The organism is Actinoplanes lutulentus (assembly GCF_003259845.1).
Classification (GTDB): Bacteria; Actinomycetota; Actinomycetes; order Mycobacteriales; family Micromonosporaceae; genus Actinoplanes; species Actinoplanes lutulentus.
In genome coordinates, this window is sequence record NZ_QLMJ01000002.1 from 513704 (window position 1) to 533909 (window position 20206).

The 20206-nt window shown below is 69.8% G+C and carries 17 protein-coding genes; 8 read left to right on the forward strand and 9 right to left on the reverse strand.

The features are described from left to right. Positions 1–50 precede the first annotated feature (50 nt). Together B0I29_RS05750 and B0I29_RS05755 are read left to right on the forward strand one after the other, a co-directional pair. Positions 51–1277 carry an inorganic phosphate transporter gene (locus B0I29_RS05750; RefSeq protein ID WP_111647781.1) on the forward strand — a complete coding sequence of 409 codons (1227 nt, stop codon included), beginning with the start codon at positions 51–53 and terminating at the stop codon, positions 1275–1277. 11 nt (positions 1278–1288) lie between these two features. Then, positions 1289–1600 carry a hypothetical protein gene (locus B0I29_RS05755; RefSeq protein WP_111647782.1) on the forward strand — a complete coding sequence of 104 codons (312 nt, stop codon included), beginning with the start codon at positions 1289–1291 and terminating at the stop codon, positions 1598–1600. A gap of 47 nt (positions 1601–1647) precedes the next feature. Here the strand turns inward: B0I29_RS05755 and B0I29_RS05760 are convergent, their stop codons facing one another. Further along, positions 1648–2739, reverse strand: coding sequence for a glycerophosphodiester phosphodiesterase (locus B0I29_RS05760; RefSeq protein WP_111648023.1), 1092 nt, complete (start codon positions 2737–2739; stop codon positions 1648–1650). Between the two features lie 121 nt (positions 2740–2860). Continuing rightward, positions 2861–5818 carry a glycine--tRNA ligase gene (locus B0I29_RS05765; protein ID WP_111647783.1) on the reverse strand — a complete coding sequence of 986 codons (2958 nt, stop codon included), beginning with the start codon at positions 5816–5818 and terminating at the stop codon, positions 2861–2863. Between the two features lie 44 nt (positions 5819–5862). On the opposite strand from B0I29_RS05765, the gene B0I29_RS05770 reads away from it, so the two are divergent. Further along, positions 5863–7005, forward strand: a complete 1143-nt coding sequence (locus B0I29_RS05770; RefSeq protein WP_111647784.1) for an acyl-CoA dehydrogenase family protein — start codon at positions 5863–5865, stop codon at positions 7003–7005. Positions 7006–7098: 93 nt separating this feature from the next. Here the strand turns inward: B0I29_RS05770 and B0I29_RS05775 are convergent, their stop codons facing one another. Next, on the reverse strand, positions 7099–7845 hold the full coding sequence (locus B0I29_RS05775) for a hypothetical protein (RefSeq protein WP_146616725.1): 747 nt from the start codon (positions 7843–7845) through the stop codon (positions 7099–7101). A gap of 162 nt (positions 7846–8007) precedes the next feature. Here B0I29_RS05775 and B0I29_RS46285 point away from each other — a divergent pair, with 162 nt between their 5' ends. Beyond that, positions 8008–8781: a DUF6082 family protein gene (locus B0I29_RS46285; RefSeq protein WP_146616726.1), complete on the forward strand. Its 774-nt coding sequence runs from the start codon at positions 8008–8010 to the stop codon at positions 8779–8781. Positions 8782–8899: 118 nt separating this feature from the next. Here B0I29_RS46285 and B0I29_RS05785 read toward each other — a convergent pair whose 3' ends face one another. The 3 genes from B0I29_RS05785 to B0I29_RS05795 form a co-directional block, all read right to left on the reverse strand. Then, positions 8900–10432: a sensor domain-containing diguanylate cyclase gene (locus B0I29_RS05785; protein ID WP_111647787.1), complete on the reverse strand. Its 1533-nt coding sequence runs from the start codon at positions 10430–10432 to the stop codon at positions 8900–8902. A 127-nt stretch (positions 10433–10559) separates the two neighbouring features. Further along, entirely contained in the window at positions 10560–11447 is an 888-nt protein-coding gene (locus B0I29_RS05790; RefSeq protein ID WP_111647788.1) for a hypothetical protein, read from the reverse strand. Then, positions 11444–11995, reverse strand: a complete 552-nt coding sequence (locus B0I29_RS05795; RefSeq protein WP_245972251.1) for an RNA polymerase sigma factor — start codon at positions 11993–11995, stop codon at positions 11444–11446. Before B0I29_RS05795 ends, B0I29_RS05790 begins: the two co-directional genes overlap by 4 nt. Positions 11996–12195: 200 nt before the next feature. Here B0I29_RS05795 and B0I29_RS05800 point away from each other — a divergent pair, with 200 nt between their 5' ends. Next, positions 12196–14004 carry a glycoside hydrolase family 6 protein gene (locus B0I29_RS05800; RefSeq protein ID WP_111647789.1) on the forward strand — a complete coding sequence of 603 codons (1809 nt, stop codon included), beginning with the start codon at positions 12196–12198 and terminating at the stop codon, positions 14002–14004. A gap of 79 nt (positions 14005–14083) precedes the next feature. Here B0I29_RS05800 and B0I29_RS05805 read toward each other — a convergent pair whose 3' ends face one another. Next, entirely contained in the window at positions 14084–14692 is a 609-nt protein-coding gene (locus tag B0I29_RS05805) for a DUF3455 domain-containing protein (protein WP_220091282.1), read from the reverse strand. Positions 14693–14807: 115 nt separating this feature from the next. Next, entirely contained in the window at positions 14808–15596 is a 789-nt protein-coding gene (locus B0I29_RS05810) for a hypothetical protein (RefSeq protein ID WP_111647790.1), read from the reverse strand. A 380-nt stretch (positions 15597–15976) separates the two neighbouring features. Between B0I29_RS05810 and B0I29_RS05815 the strand changes: the two genes are divergently transcribed. Genes B0I29_RS05815 through B0I29_RS05825 form a run of 3 tightly spaced genes read left to right on the forward strand, consistent with a single transcriptional unit; the run spans position 15977 to position 19866 of the window. Continuing rightward, entirely contained in the window at positions 15977–17845 is a 1869-nt protein-coding gene (locus B0I29_RS05815) for a translation initiation factor III (protein WP_111647791.1), read from the forward strand. Continuing rightward, positions 17842–19317: an NADH-quinone oxidoreductase subunit NuoF family protein gene (locus tag B0I29_RS05820; RefSeq protein ID WP_111647792.1), complete on the forward strand. Its 1476-nt coding sequence runs from the start codon at positions 17842–17844 to the stop codon at positions 19315–19317. Before B0I29_RS05815 ends, B0I29_RS05820 begins: the two co-directional genes overlap by 4 nt. A 24-nt stretch (positions 19318–19341) precedes the next feature. Further along, entirely contained in the window at positions 19342–19866 is a 525-nt protein-coding gene (locus B0I29_RS05825) for a TlpA family protein disulfide reductase (RefSeq protein WP_245972252.1), read from the forward strand. Between the two features lie 42 nt (positions 19867–19908). Here the strand turns inward: B0I29_RS05825 and B0I29_RS05830 are convergent, their stop codons facing one another. Next, positions 19909–20160 carry a PspC domain-containing protein gene (locus tag B0I29_RS05830; RefSeq protein WP_111647793.1) on the reverse strand — a complete coding sequence of 84 codons (252 nt, stop codon included), beginning with the start codon at positions 20158–20160 and terminating at the stop codon, positions 19909–19911. Positions 20161–20206 lie beyond the last annotated feature (46 nt).

Consider the following 20206-nt stretch of genomic DNA (forward strand, 5'->3'; position numbering starts at 1 on the left):
TACCGCTCACCCTATGGCCGCCGCACAGCAACCTCCGTCACGATCACGGCGTGACTGAAACATCCGTGATCTTGGCGCTGGTGGTCCTCACGGCCCTGGCCTTTGATTTCACCAACGGGTTCCATGACACCGCGAACGCGATGGCCACCTCCATCGCTACGAAAGCGCTGCGGCCCAAGACCGCCGTCGCGCTATCAGGTGTGCTGAACCTGGTCGGCGCCTTCCTCTCGGTCGAGGTCGCGCTCACCGTCACCAACGCCGTTGTCAAGATCCAGGACAAGAGCGGCCTGCCGAAAGCGGAACTTCTCGCCGACGGCGGCAGCGGGCTTCTCCTGATCATCTTGGCCGGCCTGGTCGGCGGCATCGTCTGGAACCTGCTGACCTGGCTCGTCGGTCTGCCCTCCAGTTCCTCGCACGCCCTCTTCGGCGGCCTCGTCGGCGCGACGATCGCCGGGCTCGGCTGGGGCGGCGTCAACTGGAACGGCGACGGCTCGAAGCTGGACGGGGTCGTCGGCAAGGTGCTGCTGCCCGCGGTGCTCTCTCCTGTCATCGCGGCCGTGGTCGCCGCGGTCGGCACCTGGATCATCTTCAAGATCACGTCGGGGATCGCGGCGCGCTTCACCGACAAGGGCTTCCGCTGGGGCCAGATCGGCAGCGCCTCGCTGGTCTCCCTGGCGCACGGCACCAACGACGCGCAGAAGACGATGGGCGTGATCACCCTCGCGCTGATCGCGAGCGGTCACTGGAGCGACACCGAGAACATCCCGCTGTGGGTGAAGGTCTCCGCCGCTCTCGCCATCGCGCTCGGCACCTACCTCGGCGGCTGGCGGATCATCCGCACGCTCGGCAAGGGCCTCACCGACATCAGCCCGCCGCAGGGCACCGCCGCGCAGTCCGGCGCCGCCGCGGTCATCCTCGCCTCCAGCCACCTCGGCTTCGCGCTCTCCACCACGCACGTCGCCACCGGCTCGGTGCTCGGCTCCGGCCTCGGCCGTCCCGGCGCCACCGTCCGCTGGGCCGTCGCCGGCCGGATGATCGCCGCCTGGATGATCACCCTCCCGGCCGCCGGCCTCGTCGGCGCGGTGATGTGGTGGGTCGGCGACATGGTCGGCGGCGTGGCCGGCGCACTTGTCGTCTTCACCCTGCTGGTGATCGCCTCGGTCGCGATGTACCTGCGCTCCCGCTCCGGTCGCGTCGACTCGTCGAACGTGAACGACGACTGGGACGCCGCCGCCGAGACCCCGGTGGCTCCCATTCCCGCCACCGCGACGAACTGAGAGACGACGACATGCACAACCTGGGATTCGCACTCGACGGCGCGTGGCAGGTCCTGCTCGCCGGCCTGGTCCTCGGCGCCGGCCTGCCGATCATCTTCGCCCTCGGCATCCGGTCGCTCGCCTGGGGCGCCGGTGAGGCCTCGGTGACCGGCAGCGGCGTGACCGCGCCCGGCCCGCGCCGCCCGATCGGCACCGTGATCGGTTACCTGCTCTTCGCGGTCGTGATCCTCGGCGTGGTCCTCGGGATCACGTTCATCGTGGCCGGCGGCTTCGGCTACAAGCTGGACTTCTCCAACGTCTTCCCGACCCTGATCGAGAAGTAGCACATTCTTCGATGGCCCGGCGCTCGCGCGCCGGGCCATCACTGTTTTCAGACCAGGGAGCGAGCCAGGACGCCCACGTCCGGGTTGTCGGTGAAGAGGCCGTCGATCCCGGTACGCAGGAACGTCACCTGCTCGTCGATCGCCTTACCGTAAGCGGCCACGTCCGTGCCCACCCGCAGCTCAGCCGGCAGGAACGAGTTCTCCGCCCGGAACGTGTACGGGATGACCTTGAGGCCGGCCTGGTGGGCGTTCTTCACCAGCGCGGTCGGCGTACCCAGGGTGCCGTCCGCATTGCGCGGGATGATCTGGCCCTTCTCCGGGCCGAGACCGTCGACGAACTGGGAGAGCTCCTTCAGCCCGGCCGGCGTCAGGTAATCGGCGTAACTGCGCGGGTCGTTGAACGGCCCACCGGCCCCGCCGGTCAGGAACACCAGCGGAACCTGGACGCGGTGCTTGTCGGCGAGCTCACGCAGGTTCGCGGCCTCGAACGACTGCACGAAGACCTTCGCACCGCGCCGGTCGAGTCCGTTGCGGCGCAGGACGCGGACGAGCGTGCCTTCCAGCGGCAGGCCCAGCCGCTGGAAGTACGTCGGGTGCTTGGTCTCCGGGAAGACGCCGATCTCGCGGTCGAGCTCCTTGGACAGGCGCTTGCGCAGGTCGAGGACCTCCTGGAAGGTCGGCACCGGGAAACGGCCGTCGTACAGCGTGTTCCGCTGCCGGATCGCCGGGATCCGCTCGGTCGCGCGCAGCGTCTTCAGCTCGGCGAGGGTGAAGTCCTCGGTGAACCAGCCGGTCACGCTGATCCCGTCGAGCAGCACGGTCTTCTTGCGGGCCGCGAACTCGGGCCGCGACGACACGTCGGTCGTCCCGCCGATCTCCGGCTCGTGCCGGCACACCAGGACGCCGTCCTTGGTGATCACCAGGTCCGGCTCCATGTAGTCGGCGCCCAGCCGCGCCGCCAGCTCGTACGACGCGAGCGTGTGCTCCGGCCGGTAGCCGGACGCCCCGCGGTGGCCCACCACCAGCTTCTTCGTGCTGCTGCTGTTGCCGGCCAGCGCGGGTGCGGCGACGGTGCCGGCCAGCGCCGGAGCGGCGGCGGCCGCCGCTCCGATACGCAGCACCTGACGGCGATCTGCCACGTTCTCCTCCACGAGTTCGGTGCCCGGCGCGTGCCGCCGAACTGTCCGCTCGCAGTCCAGGTGACCGATTCGTCGAGGAGGAGAACTGATCGTGGCGTGTCCGCAAACGCCCAGCCAAGGATCACCCCAGGCGGAGGTGCGTCCAGTCGAGGAGGCCGTCTCCCAGGTCGCGGACCTTGGCGAGCAGGCCCAGGCGGGCGGCTCGCAGCGCCGGGTCGTCGGCCATCACGAACACCTCGTCGAAGAAGGTGTTGAGCGGCTCCACCAGCCCGCGCGTCGCCTCCACGAAACCGGAGACATCCGAGAAGTCGCCGACCTCGCCGACCGCGTTGTGCAGCGCCACCTCGGCCGGCTCCTTCAGCACCGACGGGTCGTAAGTACCCGCCGTCCCGGCCGGGACGATCCGCCGGGCGCGCTGGATCGCTGCCGCCACCGCCACGAAACCCGGATCGGCGGCCAGCGAAGCCAGCTGCGTCAGCAGGACGTCCACCGTCGACGGCCGGCTCGCGTGAGCCAGCACGGCACGGACCCGGTCGACCGGTTTGCCCTCCTCGGTCAATGCCTGCTCCAGGCGCTTGGCGAGGAAGTCCGCGCACGCTTCCAGGACGGCCGGTGACACCGGGACCGGCTGGGCGGCCGCGGCCAGTGCCAGCGCGTCGACCAGGTCGAGCGAGGCCAGGGCCGGTGTGGCGCGGTGCACGGCGAGCAGGCCCAGGACGGCGCGGCGTACCGCGAACGGGTCGCTGCTGCCGGTCGGCAGCCCGACGGTCGCGGCCAGGCCGGTGATGACGTCGAGGCGGTCGGCGACGGAGAGCAGGGCGCCGGCGACGCTGCGCGGCAGGGCGTCCCCGGTGTTGCGGGGGAGCTCGGCCTCGTAGATCGCCTGCGCGACCGGACGGTCCTCGCCGGCGTTGAGGGCGTAGTCGCGGGCCATCACACCGGCCAGGCTGGTCATCTCGGTGACGAGCTGCGAGCCGAGGTCGAACTTGACCAGCGACGCGGCCCGGTCCAGGACGGCCGACGACAGGCCGAGCCGCGAGGCCAGCAGCATGGCCAGCGCGGCGATCCGGTCGGCCCGGTCGGCCATCGAGCCCAGCTTGTCGGTGAACGTGAGCCGCGACAGCCGCTCCTTCAACGACGCGAGCGGCACCTCACGGTCGGCGCGGTAGAAGAACGCCGCGTCCTCGTACCGGGCGCGCAGCACCGCCTCGTTGCCGGTGCGGACCAGCTCGACGTCGACCGGGCCGTTCGCCACGGTCACGAACATCGGCAGCAGGGCGCCGTCCGCGTCGCGGACCGGCAGGTACCGCTGATGCTTGCGCATCACGGTGGTCAGCACCGCGTCCGGCAGTTCCAGGTACGCCTCGTCGAACGTCCCGAGCAACGGCAACGGCTGCTCGACCAGGTCGGTGATCTGGTCGATGAGTGCCGCTTCGCCCGTCACGTCGATCTTGCCGTCCGGGTAGACGAGGTCCTGCGCGCCGACCACGATCAGCTCGCGGCGGTCCTCATGGTCGGGGACGATCCCGTTCACCCCGAGCGTCTCGATGAACGTCTCGGCCGACTCGACCGCGATCACCGGGACGGCCGCGGTGCGCAGCAGCCGGGTCTCGCGACCGGCCGCCAGCGTCGAGACGGTCACCGGCACCACGTCGTCGCCCCAGAGCGCGGTCAGCCAGCGGATCGGCCGGCTGAACGACAGCTTCGGGTCGTTCCACCGCATGTTCTTCGCGGCCCGCAGACCGCTCACGACCTGCGCGAGCACGTCGGCGAGCACGGCGGGTGCCGCGCGTCCGGCTTCGTGCTTTTCGAAGACCACATGCTGTACGCCGTTGAGCTCCACACTTGTCACATCGGTGACCGTGATGCCCTGGCCGCGTACGAAACCTTCCAAGGCCTTGGTGGGGGTGCCGTCCGAGGCGTACGCCTGCTGGGTTTTTGGTCCTCGGACCGTGCGCACGTGATCGTCCTCGCGCGCGCCCACCGCGGGTACGACGGCGATGAGCCGGCGTGGTGTTCCGAAGACCCGGATCTCGCCGTGGGTGAGCCGGGTGCCGGCCAGACCCTCGGTGACCAGGCGCAACAGCTGGGTGCGGGCGGAGCGCAGCTCGCCCGGCGGGAGTTCCTCGGTGCCGATCTCGAAGATCAGGGTGCGGGCGTCCTCGCTGGTCTGCGTGGTGGCCGGCGGGCGTGCGGCGTCCAGCGGCGGCACGGTGCCCAGCGGCAGGCCGAGCTCGGTGCGGCGGGTCACCCAGAGGCCGGCGACCTCACCGGCGAGGCGGCGCATCCGGGAGAACTCGGCGGCCCGCTCGGCGGTGGAGACCGCGCCGCGCGAGTCGAGGACGTTGAACGCCTGCGAGCACTTCAGGACGAAGGTGTGCGCGGGCACCGGCAGACCGGCGTCGATCATCCGCTGGGCCTCGCCGGCGTAGATGTCGAGCAGCTTCCGGTTGGCCTCGATGTCGGCGTCGTCGAGGTAGTAGCGCGACATCTCGTACTCGGACTGGCCGAACACCTCGCCGTAGCTGACGCCCTTCGAGTACTCGATCTCCTTGAAGTGGGTCTTGTCCTGGAGCGCCATGATGATGCGCTCGATGCCATAGGTGATCTCGACGCTGACCGGGTCGAGGTTGAGGCCGCCGGCCTGCTGGAAGTAGGTGAACTGGGTGATCTCCAGGCCGTCCAGCCAGACCTCCCAGCCCAGGCCCCAGGCGCCGAGCGCGGGGGAGGCCCAGTTGTCCTCGACGAACCGGACGTCGTGCGCGGCCACGTCGATGCCGATCGCGGTGAGGCTGCCGAGGTAGAGCTCCTGCGGGTTGCCGGGGTCGGGCTTGAGGATGACCTGGAGCTGGGTGTGGGTCTGCAGCCGGTTGGGGTTCTCGCCGTAACGGGAGTCGTCGGGGCGGACCGACGGCTCGACGTAGACGACCTTCCACGGCTCCGGGCCGAGCACGCGCAGGAAGGTCGCCGGGTTGAGGGTTCCGGCGCCGACCTCGGTGTTCATCGGCTGGACGACCAGGGCGCCCTGATCTGTCCAATACGCGGTCAACCGGGCCAGTGCGTCCTGCATGGTGAGCATGGGATCGAAGTCTAGGTGGGGCTTTACGGGGGTACGAACCGAACATGCTTGCCGGAGATCTTTACACCTTTCAGGGGCTCCTGTCGGATGACGAGTCCGCGATCGTGCAGCGGGTGCGGGACTTCCTCGCCGCCGAGGTGACGCCGATCGCGAACGAGTACTGGACCCGGGCCGAGTTCCCGACCCACTTGATCAAGAGATTCGCCGGGCTAGGCCTGGCCGGTGCGGAACACTCGTCGCTGCTGGGCGGCTGGCTCGCCCTGGAGATGGGCCATGCGGATGCGTCGATGGCGACGTTCTACGGCGTGCACGCGGGCCTCGCCATGGGCAGCATCCAGACGTGCGGGTCGCCGGAGCAGCAGGAACGCTGGCTGCCCGCGATGACCTCGTTCGACACGATCGGGGCGTTCGCGCTGACCGAGCCGACCGGCGGGTCGGACGTGGCCGCCGGGTTGCGGACCACCGCCCGGCGCGAGGGCGACACCTGGGTCCTGAACGGGCAGAAGCGCTGGATCGGCAACGCCACCTTCGCCGACCTGGTCGTGGTCTGGGCCCGCGATGTGGAGGACAACCAGGTCAAGGGCTTCGTGGTGCCGGGCGACGCACCGGGTTTCACCGCCACCAAGATCGAGAACAAGATCGCTCTGCGGATCGTACAAAATGCGGATCTTGATTTTGCCGACGTGCGGGTTCCGGAGATCGATCGGTTGCAGCGGGCCAACTCGTTCAAGGACACCGCGAAGGTGCTGCGGGAGACCCGCGCCGGAGTGGCCTGGCAGGCGGTCGGCGTGATGCTGGCGGCCTATGAGATCGCCCTGGAGTATTCCAAGGAACGGCATCAGTTCGGCCGGCCGATCGCGAAGTTCCAGCTCGTGCAGGATCTGCTGGTCCGGATGGTGGGGAACGTGACCGCTTCGCTGGGGATGTGCGTGCGGCTGGCGCAGTTGCAGGACGAGGGTGTGTACAAGGACGAGCATTCGGCGCTGGCGAAGGCGTACTGCACGACCCGGATGCGGGAGGTGGTCGGTTGGGCGCGCGAGCTGCTCGCCGGCAACGGGATCGTGCTGGACTACGACATCGGGCGGTTCGTCGCGGACGCCGAGGCTCTCTACTCGTACGAGGGCACGCGCGAGATCAACTCGTTGATCGTGGGCCGGGCGATCACCGGCCACGGAGCGTTCGTGTAGCGGTGCCCGCGCCGGCAGGCCCCTTCTTTTCCGCGATCTTGAGCGATTTTCCACCTTGGGGGGTTGAGAATCGCTCAAGATCGGCGGCGGCGGTCAGACGTAGGCGATCTCGGTGGCCGTCTGGGTGGCCGTGTAGGACAGCTGGCAGCGGGTCGGCTGGCCGGGCTCGCGCGCGACACTCGACCAGGTCACGTAGAAGTGCCCGGCCGGCTTCGTCGGGGCGAGGTCGAACTCGGCGGGTCCGGCGCCGTCGGGGAAGTCCCGCCAGCCCGGGTCGCCGGGCTCGTGCTTGTTCCACGGGTCCGGGGTGAAGCCGAGGCTGCCGCCGGACCGGGTCTGCCCGCAGTCACGCTGGAAACTCAGGTGCACCGGTCCCTGACCCAGCGTCAGCTCCGGGCTGTGCGCCCGGCAGACCGGCGCGCACTGCATGTTCGTCGCTTTCCAGGTGTAGATCAGGCGCTTGACGGTACGGGTCGTGTAAACGGCCAGGTAGTCACTGCCGGAGGCTTCGCCGCGCTTCTTGTTGCCCCGGTACACCGCCTGGTAGTCACCGGACGTGGTCGCCGTCAGGGTGGTGCTGAACCGGCCCGTCGCCGACGCCGCGATCCGGCCGATCCTCGCGTACGCGTCGTCCTCCGACTTGCGGAAGTACAGGTCGACCGGCCCGGCGTTGCCGGAGTCGCCGGCACCCGCCTCGCCGGCCAGGGTGATCCGGGAGCCCTTCGTGACCGCGTCCGGCGAGACCGCGAACGTCATCTCCGTCACCGGGCCGCGCACCACCGGGGCCTGCGCTCCGGAGGCCAGCACGGTGGCGGCCACTAACAAATGGGTCCCGAGCATTGTGCGGTCCTTCCAGGTCGGTTGCCGCCAGAAAGTACCAAATCATCCTTTAAGTCCGCTCATCCTGGCGTGCGCGCCGAGCAACAAATGCTCATTCGGTAGTGATGAGGTTGCGCTGAGTGCTCACCCTCAACTCATCACCATCGATGTAGGAGGCGGGCTGTGGCGCTTGGTTCAAAAATCTCCCGGAGAACCCGCCGGGCGCTGGAGACCGGAGCACTTCCGGTCGTGGCGCTGTTCGTGGTCCTTGTCGTCACTCTCGGCGCGCCCCTGCTGATGGTCCTTCTCGCCGACGCGAGTCTGCCCTGGGGCCGGCTGGCAGAGGTCGGCGAGGCTTTCGGCGGGGCTTCGGCGCTGCTTTCCGCGATCGCGCTGAGCGGCGTGGTGGCGTCGTTGCTCTTTCAGCAAAGGCAGATCAGGCAGCAGGTCGCCGATATTGAGGGACAGCACCACATGGAATTGGTCAAGCTGGCGATCGATAATCCGGAACTGATCGAAGTGCTGGACGGAGAGTCTGCGAACAGCTCCCAGGCGCGAAAGGAGATTTATGCCAATCTCACCCTGATGTATTGGCTCAGGCTCTGGGAGCTTGGGCAAATAGACAATGACCAACTGAGAACCATGGCGTCCCGAATGTTTTTGAGTGCTGTGTCGCGTTGCTGGTGGAGGCGGGTCGGCGGGATCTGGATCGGCACCCGTGAACGCCCACAGCGGAGGGCATTCATGTCAATCGTGAGCGAGGAGATGACGTCGGCCGAAAAGGCAGCTGCCGTGTCCACGTCATCGGGAGCGGAGGCTGGCCGCGATGTCGATCACCCAAGGGTCGGGGTGGGAGCGCCGGCGGCGCTTGTGTCCCTCGGGATGGTTGTTGTCGGAACGGCCGTGACCGGATATATCTATGGTCGATGGAATCGGCATCGCGCAAATCATGAATAAAGGCACGCCAGGACATCTCGACGCATGCGCTGTTAGCAACCGAATAAGACCCCTTTCGCCACATCGCCGAGGATATCCGCGCGGTGTGGGCTGCTCCTATAGCCCGATGCCAAGCCCTTCACTCGGAAGCGTGACTCACGCGTACGCCGCCGCCGTTGCGTTTGGCCTCGTACATGGCGGCGTCGGCGGAGCGCATCAGGGCGCCGAACTCGGTTGCGTGCTCCGGGTAGAGGGCGACGCCGACGCTGGCGCCGATGCGTACCTCCTGGCCCTCGATGTCGAACGGCTCCCGGAGGCGCTCGCAGACGCGCTCGCCCGCCGTGACCGCGGCGTGCTGGTCCGGGTCGCCGGTCAGCATCACCGCGAACTCGTCGCCGCCGAGGCGCGCCACCAGGTCGGGGTGCCGGACCGTGGCCTGCAGGCGTTTCCCGACCAGCTGGAGCAGCACATCGCCGGCGTGGTGCCCGACCGTGTCGTTGACCTGCTTGAACCCGTTGAGGTCGAGCAGCAGCAGGGCCACGTTGGTGCCGGTCGCGTACCCGATCTCGACGGCCTGTTCGGCCCGGTCCAGCAGGTGCTTGCGGTTCGGCAGGCCGGTCAGCGAGTCGTGGAACGCCTGGCGGGTCAGCTCGTCCATGTGCTGCTGCGACGCCTGGCGCATCCGGGCGCTGTCGATGATCAGCGCGCCCTCGACGGCGAGCTGCTGGGCCAGGATGCGGTCCCGGACGCTCCAGTCGCGGGTGCCGCTGGAATCGCCGCAGACCACGATGCCGACCGCTCCGGTGCCGGACATCAGCGGAATCGCGATGAACGACTTCACGCCGATCCTCTGGATGAACCCGCCGGACCGGCTCTTCGCCGTGGAGGCGTCACCGACCAGCATCGGCTCACCCGTCTCGGCGATCGCCCGCCAGATCGGTGAGTCGGCCGCGAGCTTGCCGATCAGGCCGTCGGTCACGGTCTCCCGGGTCTCCTCGGGGAAGCCGACGCCGTGCACGTACCGGATCCGGCCCTCGGCGTCGATCAGGTGCATCCCGGCGTGTTCGGTACGGAACGCGGTGGCACACGACCGGGCCAGCAGCTCGGCGGCGGCCTCCACGTTGCCGGCCGTCATGCCCTGCTCGAACAGGTCGCGGATGGTGGCGCTGCTGTGCGTGACGAACTGCCGCTGCTTCTCGGCGGACAGCCCCTGAAGCGTGGTGGCGAAGTGCAGGGCCAGCGTGGAGATGGTCTCCTGGCGCAACTCGGCCAGCGCGCCGCCGGTCAGCAGCAGGACGCCGACCGTCTGCCCGCCGATCCGCAGCCGGATCGCCATCTGCTCGCCGTTGACCACCGGCTTGCCGCCGGCCGGGGTGCGGAACACCTTGCCGGCGACCATCTGGTCGCGCCGGCCGGCCTCACCCATCTGCGCGGTCGCCGTCATCATGCCGGTCTCCGAGTCGAGCTCGAAGACGGTGGCGGCGGTCAGCCCGGCGATCTCGCGCAGATGCGGCCCGGTCAGATCAAGGACGTGCTGCACCGACGGCGTGTCCTTGGTCATGAAGGCGACCAGTTCGGCCAGCAGGAGACCCTGCCGGTCCGTAGTCATGGCCGCTTCGCCGGGGAGCTCCACCTGGAGTCCGGCTGTGTGCACTGCGCTGCCCACGGTCATGGTCCTAGGGTCGGCACCGTCTCCGCCCGGTTGAGCAGCAAGGCGCCCCGGTGAGGTCGCAAATCAGGTGCGACCGGTTGCCAGTCCGCGCACCCGGCTCAGGGCCGGCGCATCCAGGGCTCAGCGGTCAGCGCACCCAGGGTTCGGCGGCCAGGCAGTCCGTCTCGCCCGGTGCGCCCTCTTTGCCGGTTTCGGCGGGGTAGATGACGGTGCCGTCCGGGGCGGCGTAACACTGGTCGCGCATCGAGAGCGGCGCGAAGAACCGGTCTCGCTCGACCACCTCGCCGGCCGCGTCGTAGGCGACCAGTTTCGCCTCGGGTCCCACGTCCTCGGTCGTGGTGACCAGGCCGAACGCGCCCTGCGACAGGCGGGCCTCGGTGCTGGCGCCGTTGCCGTGCTCCAGGACCAGGCGGTCGACCCGGGCGCTGACCCGGCCGGCCGCGAAGACCCAGCCGGACTCGTGTCCCGAGGAGCCGTAGTCGATCAGCTGCACCGGGCCGGGCAGCCAGTCTTTCCGGTCGTGCCACTCGTCGATCGAGAAGCCGCCGCTCTCCTCGTTGTCGCCCTCGCGCACCGTGTGGCAGCTGAGGAAGCCGTCGTCGGCGAGGTAGATCGCCATCGCCCGGCCGCTGTGCTCGGCCGCGACGGCGAGATCGCCGGCCGCGACCGGGAACCGGGGCATATGCGCGAACATCGGATCGTCCGGGTAGCCGGCCAGGCAGTCGCTCGCGGTCTCGGCGAGCGAGGAGGTGAGCTCGGACGGCCCCATGGCCAGGGTCGTGGCGGGCGCCGGGTCGTCGCCGAGCAAGGGGGCGGCGACAGCGCCGGCCGCCGCGAGACTGACCGCGGCCAACAAAGCAAGCCGCACCCGCCCACTCCGGCGGCCGGGAGCGAGCTTGCCGGCGCGGTGGTCGGGTGTGGGGGAGTCGGTCTGGCTCAGCAGGGTGGCGCGGATGGTGGCGGCGCGCGCGGGCGGCAGGTCGCGCTCGGCGGGCGGCTCCAGGCTGGTGATCATGACTCCTCCGAGGTGGCGAGCTTGGCGGCGCGGGCGGCGGCATCAGGGGCGGTGGTCAGGCGGGTCAGGCGGGATCGGGCTCGGCTCACCCGGCTGCGGACGGCTGTCTCGGTGATGTCGAGGGCGGAGGCCGCTTCCGCGTACGAAAGGTTGGACCAGAGGCAGAGCGCCACCGCCTCGCGCTCGGCCGCGGGGAGTCGCCGCACCGCGGCGAGGACCTCACCCATCCGTCTCTCGTCATCGAGACGGTTGGCCACATCATCGGCGGGGTCGGCCACCGTCTCCGGCGGAGGGGCTTTTCGCAGGCGATTTCGCCAGCGGGTGAGGGTACGTTGCTCGTCGCGTGCCTGGTGGCCGGCGGTGACCAGCAGCCAGGGCAGGGGTGAGCCGTCGACGAGCCGGATGTCGGCACGCCGGCGCCACGCCGTCAGAAAGGTGGCCTGAGTGACGTCCTCAGCGGTCGACCACGAGCCGGTGAGCCGGAAGGCGTGGTTGTAGACAGCACGGGAGTAGCGATCGAACATGTCGCCGAAGTCGAGGGTGGTCACACCTCACTATGGCCACGAGCGGCGTTCGTGTTGCAGCCGAAATCCGGCCGTGAACTGGGGTTTGCCGCAGTGTTTCCGGATCATTGCGCTGGGAGCGCTCCCATGCAATGCTGTCCACATCGGCCAGCGATCCCCACCGATGCGTTGGCTGTCGTTCCCTGGCGCGCTCCCGCGCCGCCCCCGTCTCTAGGAGTCCTCACATGAGACCCTTCCCCACCCGTGCCCGGGCTCTCACGGCGGCCGCTGCCGTGAGCATCGTGGCCGGCGCCGGTGCTGTCGCCGTGGCAGGCAGTGCCAGCGCCGCGGCCGGTTGCCGCGTCGACTACTCGGTGAACCAGTGGAGCACCGGGTTCACCGCCAACGTCACCGTCACCAACCTGGGTGACCCGATCAGCGGCGGCTGGAACCTGAAGTGGGCCTACGCCGGCAACCAGACGGTCACCCAGGGCTGGAGCGCGACGATCACCCAGTCCGGGCAGAACGTCACCGCTGTCAACCCGTCGTGGGCGGCCTCGCTGGGCACGAACGGCACCGCCAACTTCGGCTTCAATGCCAACTACTCGGGTACGAACACCGCGCCGGCGTCGTTCTCGCTGAACGGAACGGCCTGCAACGGCGGCACGACGCCCAGTTCGCCGTCGAGCTCCCCGTCGACGTCACCGTCGAGCTCGCCCTCCAGCTCGCCGTCCAGCTCCCCGTCGAGCTCGCCGTCGAGTTCCCCGTCCACCTCGCCGTCGACCCCGACGGTCCCGGGGACCAAGGTCGACAACCCGTACGCCGGAGCCCGGGGTTACGTGAACCCGGAGTGGAAGGCGAAGGCCGAGTCGGTGACCGGCGGCAGCCGGGTCTCCAGCAACCCGACTGCGGTCTGGATCGACCGGATCGCCGCCATCAACGGCACCACGGGCAGCAGCTCGAACGGTTCGATGGGCGTCCGTGACCACCTGGACGCGGCCCTCGCGCAGGGTGCCGGTTACATCCAGTTCGTCGTCTACAACCTGCCCGGCCGGGACTGCGCGGCGCTCGCCTCCAACGGTGAGCTCGGCCCGAACGACCTGCCCAGGTACAAGACGGAGTACATCGACCCGATCGCGGCGATCCAGGGCGACGCCAAGTACGCCAGCCTGCGGATCATCAACATCGTCGAGATCGACTCGCTGCCGAACCTGGTCACCAACACCTCCGGCCAGGCCGGCGGCACGGCGACCTGCGACACGATGAAGGCCAACGGCGGTTACGTCCAGGGCATCGGGTACGCGCTGCAGAAGCTGGGCGCGCTCGGCAACGTCTACAACTACGTGGACGCCGCCCACCACGGCTGGATCGGCTGGGACTCGAACTTCGGCCCGAGCGCGGACATCATGCTGCAGGCGGCTCAGGCCTCCGGCAACGTGAAGAACGTGAACGGCTTCATCACCAACACGGCCAACTACTCCGCGCTGCGTGAGCCGTTCGTCCAGCCCACCACCCAGGTCAACGGCCAGAGCGTACGGCAGTCGAAGTGGGTGGACTGGAACCAGTACACCGACGAGCTGACGTTCGCCCAGGCGTTCCGGACCAAGCTGGTCTCGATCGGCTTCGACTCCAGCATCGGCATGCTGATCGACACCTCCCGCAACGGCTGGGGCGGTTCGGCCCGGCCCACCGCGGCGAGCACTTCGACCGACATCAACACCTTCGTCGACCAGTCCCGCATCGACCGCCGGATCCACGCCGGCAACTGGTGCAACCAGGCCGGCGCCGGCCTCGGCGAGCGTCCCACGGCGGCTCCGGCCTCCGGTATCGACGCGTACGTCTGGGTGAAGCCCCCGGGTGAGTCGGACGGCTCCTCGACGCTGATCCCGAACGACGAGGGCAAGGGTTTCGACCGGATGTGCGACCCGACCTACACCGGTAACGCCCGGAACGGCAACAGCCTGACCGGTTCGCTGTCCGGCGCCCCGATCTCGGGCGCCTGGTTCCCGGCACAGTTCGCCCAGCTCATGGCGAACGCGTACCCGGCACTCTGATCCACGTTCTCCATCCGGCGACCGGCCGGCGCTTCTCGGGCGCCGGCCGGTCGCTTCTTTCGCGGATGGGGATGGGGTGTCAGCTCTTGGCGACGAAGAAGCGGTAGACCGCTCGGTACGGCACGGCGGTGGTGGCCCCGGCCGTACAGGAACCGGACGGGGCGATGCCGCCGACCGTGTCGAGCCGCTGGATGTAGGTGACCTTGCCGAACAGGCCGCCGCCGCGGTTGAGTTTCGCGGTGATCCGCAGCTGCGGGATGCTGTCCGGGTGTGCCGAGGAGGCGCGGATCGCAGACGCGCCGTCACCCTCGACCAGGCTGCCGTCCTGGTCGGACTGCCAGCTCGGGCCGCGGAAGTGCAGAGCGGTCACCTTCTTGGTCGGGCGCGTGGTCACCCCGGTCAGCGAGGCGGCCGGCTCGATCAGCGTCCAGGCGGCGGCCGTGCAGCCGTAGATCTGGACGCCACGGGCCTTGAGGACCGCGTGCACCACGTGGCCGGCGGGCGGGGCCAGTTCGGCCGGCACCCGGGGCTCGCTGCTGGTGGAGCTGTCGGTTTGGGTGGCGGCCGCCGCGACCGGCGCGGCGGGCAGCCGGTCCGTCCCGGCGAACGAGACGCCGGCCGGAATCGCCACCGCGACTAGTGCGAGGGCGCCGACCGCCCCGAAGGTTTTCACCGAATGCCTGGTCACGAGGCCCTCCCCAATGGACGGTGACATCAGGGAAGACCGTAGCGGGCCGCCGGGCGGTGGCGGCCCACGCTGTCGGGAAATCACCCGCAGGATAGGGCGTATCAGGATAAATGGGCTACCGGGGCATCGTGTAGAAGCCGGTCGGCGCCCGCTGTGACTCCTGCCGGGCCGACCGCGACCGGGACCGGATGCGCAACAGCAACAGGACGCCGAGGAAGACCAGCACGCCGCCGACGATCAGGCCGGGGCCGAGCAGGAAGGAGTCCTCGGAGACCAGGGCCGCCTCGGCGTCGCGCGACTCGTCGCCCGATCCGGCGGCCGGTGCCTCCGACGTCTCGCCGGTCGCGTCGCCGGCCGGCTCCGGTTCCGCCTCGGCGGACGGTGACGGTGACGGCGAGGGTGACGGCTCGGGCTCCTCGTCGCTCTCCACCTGCACGCTGGCGCCACCCGCGGTCAGCAGGGTGCCCTGCGCGTCGAAGGCCTGCGCCTCGAACTGCACCTGCCCGGCGTCCGGGCCGGTGAAGGCGACCTGCCAGCGGCCGGTGACGGTACGCCCGCGGCACAGCGTCCCCGGGTCCAGCTGGTCGTCGAGGATCGTCGTGGTGATGCCCGAGGTGCTGGTGCTCGTACGGAACTCGCCGTCGTCCTCGACCCGGACCACCTTCAACTGGTCGTCCTGCAGCCCGGAGTGCACCAGCAGAGCCCAGCGGACCTTGCGGCAGCGCCGGTTGTCCGACGTGACCACGGCGGTGACGGTCTTCGCCGACTCGCCCGTCGTGAGGTCCTCGGGCGCGGTCACCCGCACGCTGAACCCCGGCTCGTCGGCGCCGGCCGGCGCCTCCAGCGTCATGCCCAGTACGGCGCCGGCGAGCACCGCGCCGAACAGAGCGGTGGAGTGACGCATGGCGATCCCCCTTCCCATGCAGGCGATAGATTCGCCTCCAGTACTTAGTTCGCCGCCACGGCCGGAATGGTTCACCCCGTGTCCTGGGTCACCACCACCGGGGACTTTAAATCTTCCTTAGGAGAGCAACCTGATCGCCATTTCTGCTGGTCAGCAGCCATGAGCGAACGGTAGCCGCGCGGTTACGCAAAAAATTCCGACGGTGTTCATCCGAACCCAGGCCGGCCACGTAATCCGGGGAGGACACGGACCGGGGTACGGCAGGGGAAAGCAACGGCCACGGATCGTTTCCAGCAGCGCTTGAGCGCGGGGCGTTCCCCACGGACGCCGCGTCCCACCGCCCACGGGACGTGCCCGCACGCAAGGAAAACGAGGAGTCAATGGCCAGGTCGAAGAACAACCAGCGAGCTGCCCCTCGGGTGGCGGTCGAAGTCGGATCCACCGGTACGCGTCCGGCCTCGAGAGCCGCGATCGCACTGGTCGTCGTCTGCATCCTGGCGGCACTCTGGTCCGTCGCCATGATGACCACTCCTGGTCGAGTCGGGTACTACTACTTCTTCATCTACGCCGAGTACTACATGGGCGTCATCAGCCTGGTGTCGCTCTCGATCACGATCATGGTCGGGCTGGTGGCCACCGACCGGCTGGTGCTCAGCATCCGCCAGCGTGTCCTGCTCCAATCCACCCACCGCACCACCGGTCTGATCGCGGTCACCGCTCTCGTGGTGCACGTCTGGACGAAGTACGCCGAGGAGCACATCCGGCTCATCGACATCCTCGTCCCGTTCCTGTCGCCCGGGAACACCCTGTACATCGGCCTCGGCACCGTCTCCGGCTGGATCATGATGCTGGTGATGTGGACCGGCATCTTCCGGTCCAAGTTCATCGGCCGTGGCAAGCCCTGGATGTGGCGCGGCATTCACTCGATCTCGTACCTGATGTGGCCGATCGCGCTGTTCCACGGTCTGTCCGCCGGTCGCCCGGCGGCCACCTGGGTCAACGTCAGCTACGTCGTCTGCGTCCTGGGTGTGCTGGTCGGCCTGGCCGTGCGCCTGTCGGTCAGCCTGAACCGGAAGAAGGACTTCTCGTCGGCCGCCGGTACCGGCATCAAGCCGGTCGGCCAGCTGGTGCCCACCGGCTCGCCGGCACCGAAGCGGCGGCCCGGCCGCCGTGGTGAGCCCGCCGTGGAGATGCTCGCGCCGGTCAGCCCGATCACGCAGACCTGGACGCCGGCTGCTCCGCCGGCGCCGCCCGCTCCGCCGGTCGCCCGTCCGGTCAGCCCCGCCCCGGCGATGCCGGTCAGCCCGGCGCCGGCCGGTTACCCGATGGAGCAGGCCGGTTATCCGATGGAGCCGGACCGTGGCCCGGCCGACTTCGAGGCACCGGCGCCCCGGCAGCGCCGCGCCGCCGAGGACGACGACCGGTACGACACGTCGACCAGGGCGATCTCGCGCCGCGACGTCGAGGACGAGCGCTATCGGTACGACGAGGAGCCCGCTCCGCGTACCCGGGGTGGCCGTTCCCAGGAGATCTACGACGAGGGGCCGCGCCGCGGCCGCCGTGCCGCCGACGACGAGCCCGCGCCCCGGGACCGCCGTGACATGGAGTCGACCGGCACCCGGATGCGCCGGGACGAGATCGAGTCCACCGGCACCCGGATGCGCCGCGACGTGGAGTCGACCGGCACCCGGATGCGTCGCGACGACGTCGAGGCGACCGGTACCCGGATGCGCCGGGACGACCTGGAGGCGACCGGGACGCGGATGCGCCGGGACGAGATCGAGGCGACCGGTACCCGGATGCGTCGCGACGAGCTCGAGGACACCGCCACCCGGATGCGGCGGTACGCCGACGACGAGCCGCCGCCCCGCAGCCGCCGCCGCGAGCCCGAGTACGACGAACGCCCCCGCCGCCGCGACGACGAGTACGACGAGGCGCCCCGCCCGCGGGCCGCCCGGTACGCCGAGGACGAGCCGCCCGCGCCGCGCGCAGCTCGGTACGCCGAGGAGGAGCCGCCCCGCCGTCGTGCCCGTGACGACGCCCGGAGCAGCCGCAGCCAGTTCGTCGACCTAGCCGACGGACAGTGGGGCGGCGAGCCCGACGACTCGCCGACCCTTGTCGACACGACGTCGCGACGCACCCGACGCTCCGAACCGCTGGAGCGGGAGAGCCGGTCCAGCCGGCGCGGCCGCGACGAGGACGACAATTATTTCTCCCAGCTACGTGGTGACATCAGGGAAACAAATTGAGTACCGCACAGGTCCCACCGGTCACGGCGATCGGAACCCCACGCATCACGGCGGGGTTCGACGAATACGGCCGCCTCGACCTCGTCGCCCACCAGGAGGTGCACGGCGGATTCGCCGCGCTCTCCTCCGGTGAGCTGGTCGGCCTCGCCGACCGCATCGAGCTCCGCGGCCGGGGCGGTGCGGGCTTCCCGTTCGCCCGCAAGGTCCGGGCCGTCATCGACTCCTGCCGGCGGCAGGAGCTGCCGCCGGTGATCGTGGTCAACGCGACCGAGGGCGAACCGCCCTCCTGGAAGGACAAGGCCGTGCTCACCCGCGGCCCGCACCTCATCCTGGACGGCGCGGCGCTCGCCGCCGCCGCCCTGGAGGCCGAGGAGATCGTCATCGGCGTCGCCGACGACGGTGTCGGCCTCAACTCGATCACCGAGGCGCTGGCCGAGCGCAAGATGCCGTGCCCGACCCGGATCGTCACCGTGCCGCACCGGTTCATCTCCGGTGAGGGCGGTGCGCTGGTCCGCGGCATCAACGGCGAGGCGCACATCCCGCCCGGCCGCAAGGTGCGGTCCAGCGACAACGGTGTGATGGGCCTGCCGACCCTGCTCTCCAACGCGGAGACGTACTCCCAGCTGGCGATCGCCGCGCGGATAGGGCCGTGGGAGTACAACTCGGTCGGCATCCCCGAGGAGCCGGGCACGGTCATGCTCACCATCGGCGGCTCGGCCACCGCGCCGGCCGTGGTGGAGGCGCCGAGCGGCACCCCGCTGATGGACGTGCTGAACATGTGCGGCGCGGACCTCGGTCCGGGCCTGCTCGTCGGCGGTTACCACGGCAAGTGGGTCAGCGCCGAGGCGGCGAAGACCATCACGATCTCCCGGAAGGGTTTCGCTAAGGTCGGCGGCACCCTCGGCGCCGGCATGCTGATCCCGATCGGCTCCAAGACCTGCCCGCTCGGCGAGGTCGCCCAGGTCGTGCAGTACCTGGCCGGCGAGTCGGCCGGTCAGTGCGGCCCGTGCCGGATCGGCCTGCCCGACCTGGCCCGCGCGGTCACCCTGGTGTCGCTCGGCGGCAACGCGGTGGAGAACGTGCGGCAGGCGGCCGGCCTGGTCAAGGGTCGTGGCGCGTGCAGCCACCCGGACGGTACGTCGCGGTTCGCGCTGTCCGCCCTGGAGGTGTTCGCCGCCGACGTGGCCGCGCACACCAACGGTGAGGGCTGCGGCAAGCAGGTGCGGGGCATCCTGCCGCTGCCGTACACGGCCGAGAAGGGCGCGCGGAAGCTCGCTCTGGACTGGTCGCGGTGCGACGGGCACGGGCTCTGCTCGGCGGTCGCCCCGGAGATCATCCGGCTCGACCACAACGGGTTCCCGGCGTTCCCGCAGACGCCGCTGCCGCCATGGCTGGAGGACGGCGCCCGCAAGGCCGTCAACGTCTGCCCGGCGCTGGCACTGCGGCTGACCGAGCCGACCACGGTCAAATAGTCCTTAGCAGAACGGAGGCGGGCTTTGCGCGTACCCAAGCTGGTGTTGGCCCTGCTCGCGACGCTTGTCGCGGCAGCGGGCTGTGCCACCGCCAAGAGCGCGTTGCCCGCGGCCGCGAGTGTGTCGGCGTCTCCGGCTGTCATCGTGCCGCAGACGCTCACGTTCAGCGGGACCACGCTCGACGGGGCGGCGTTCGACGCGGCCAGCCTCGCCGGAAAGCCGGCGATGCTCTGGTTCTGGGCGCCGTGGTGCGCGACCTGCGCGAGCGAGGCGCAGTCGGTCGCCGACCTGCACGACGAGTACGGCGACCGGCTCGGCATCCTCGGCATCGGTGGGCTCGGCACCAACGACGCGATGAAGGAGTTCGTCAGCGAGATGCAGGTCGGCGCGGTGCCGCATCTGAGCGACCCGGCCGGCAAGCTCTGGCAGCGGTTCGGGATCGCGCAGCAGAGCTGGTACGTCTTCGTGGACGCGAAGGGGACCATCGTGCACCGGGGTTATCTGGACGACCTGCAGCTGACGACGAAGGTCAAGGAACTGACTGCCTGAAAGGGGTGTCGCCCGGCCGGAAGGCCGGGCGACGGGGGTGCGTCAGAACGTGGTGGGCGGAGCGGGCGTGGCGGCCCACTCGTGCTTCTCGGCGGGCATCAGGATCCAGAGGACCGGGTAGATCAGGATCTGGCTGCCCGGGATGACGAAGAGGATCAGCACGAAGAGCAGGCGCGCGATCCACGGGTCCAGGCCGAAGCGGCGGGCCAGTCCCGCACAGACACCGGCGATCATCCGGCCGTCCTGCGGGCGGACCAGACCCTGTCGGGCCATCGAGTCGTGCACGGCGTTCATGGTGGATCTCGCTTTCCGGTAGTGGCTGATGTATCAAGCTTGCGCG

Bases quoted from the DNA above. Each gene is read 5' to 3' on its own strand.
- B0I29_RS05770 (WP_111647784.1), top strand. From the start codon at position 5,863: ATGCTTGCCGGAGATCTTTACACCTTTCAGGGGCTCCTGTCGGATGAC.
- B0I29_RS05785 (WP_111647787.1), bottom strand. From the start codon at position 10,432: ATGACCGTGGGCAGCGCAGTGCACACAGCCGGACTCCAGGTGGAGCTC.
- B0I29_RS05765 (WP_111647783.1), bottom strand. From the start codon at position 5,818: ATGCTCACCATGCAGGACGCACTGGCCCGGTTGACCGCGTATTGGACA.
- B0I29_RS05810 (WP_111647790.1), bottom strand. From the start codon at position 15,596: ATGCGTCACTCCACCGCTCTGTTCGGCGCGGTGCTCGCCGGCGCCGTA.
- B0I29_RS05775 (WP_146616725.1), bottom strand. From the start codon at position 7,845: ATGCTCGGGACCCATTTGTTAGTGGCCGCCACCGTGCTGGCCTCCGGA.
- B0I29_RS05790 (WP_111647788.1), bottom strand. From the start codon at position 11,447: ATGATCACCAGCCTGGAGCCGCCCGCCGAGCGCGACCTGCCGCCCGCG.
- B0I29_RS05815 (WP_111647791.1), top strand. From the start codon at position 15,977: ATGGCCAGGTCGAAGAACAACCAGCGAGCTGCCCCTCGGGTGGCGGTC.
- B0I29_RS05800 (WP_111647789.1), top strand. From the start codon at position 12,196: ATGAGACCCTTCCCCACCCGTGCCCGGGCTCTCACGGCGGCCGCTGCC.
- B0I29_RS05830 (WP_111647793.1), bottom strand. From the start codon at position 20,160: ATGAACGCCGTGCACGACTCGATGGCCCGACAGGGTCTGGTCCGCCCG.
- B0I29_RS05755 (WP_111647782.1), top strand. From the start codon at position 1,289: ATGCACAACCTGGGATTCGCACTCGACGGCGCGTGGCAGGTCCTGCTC.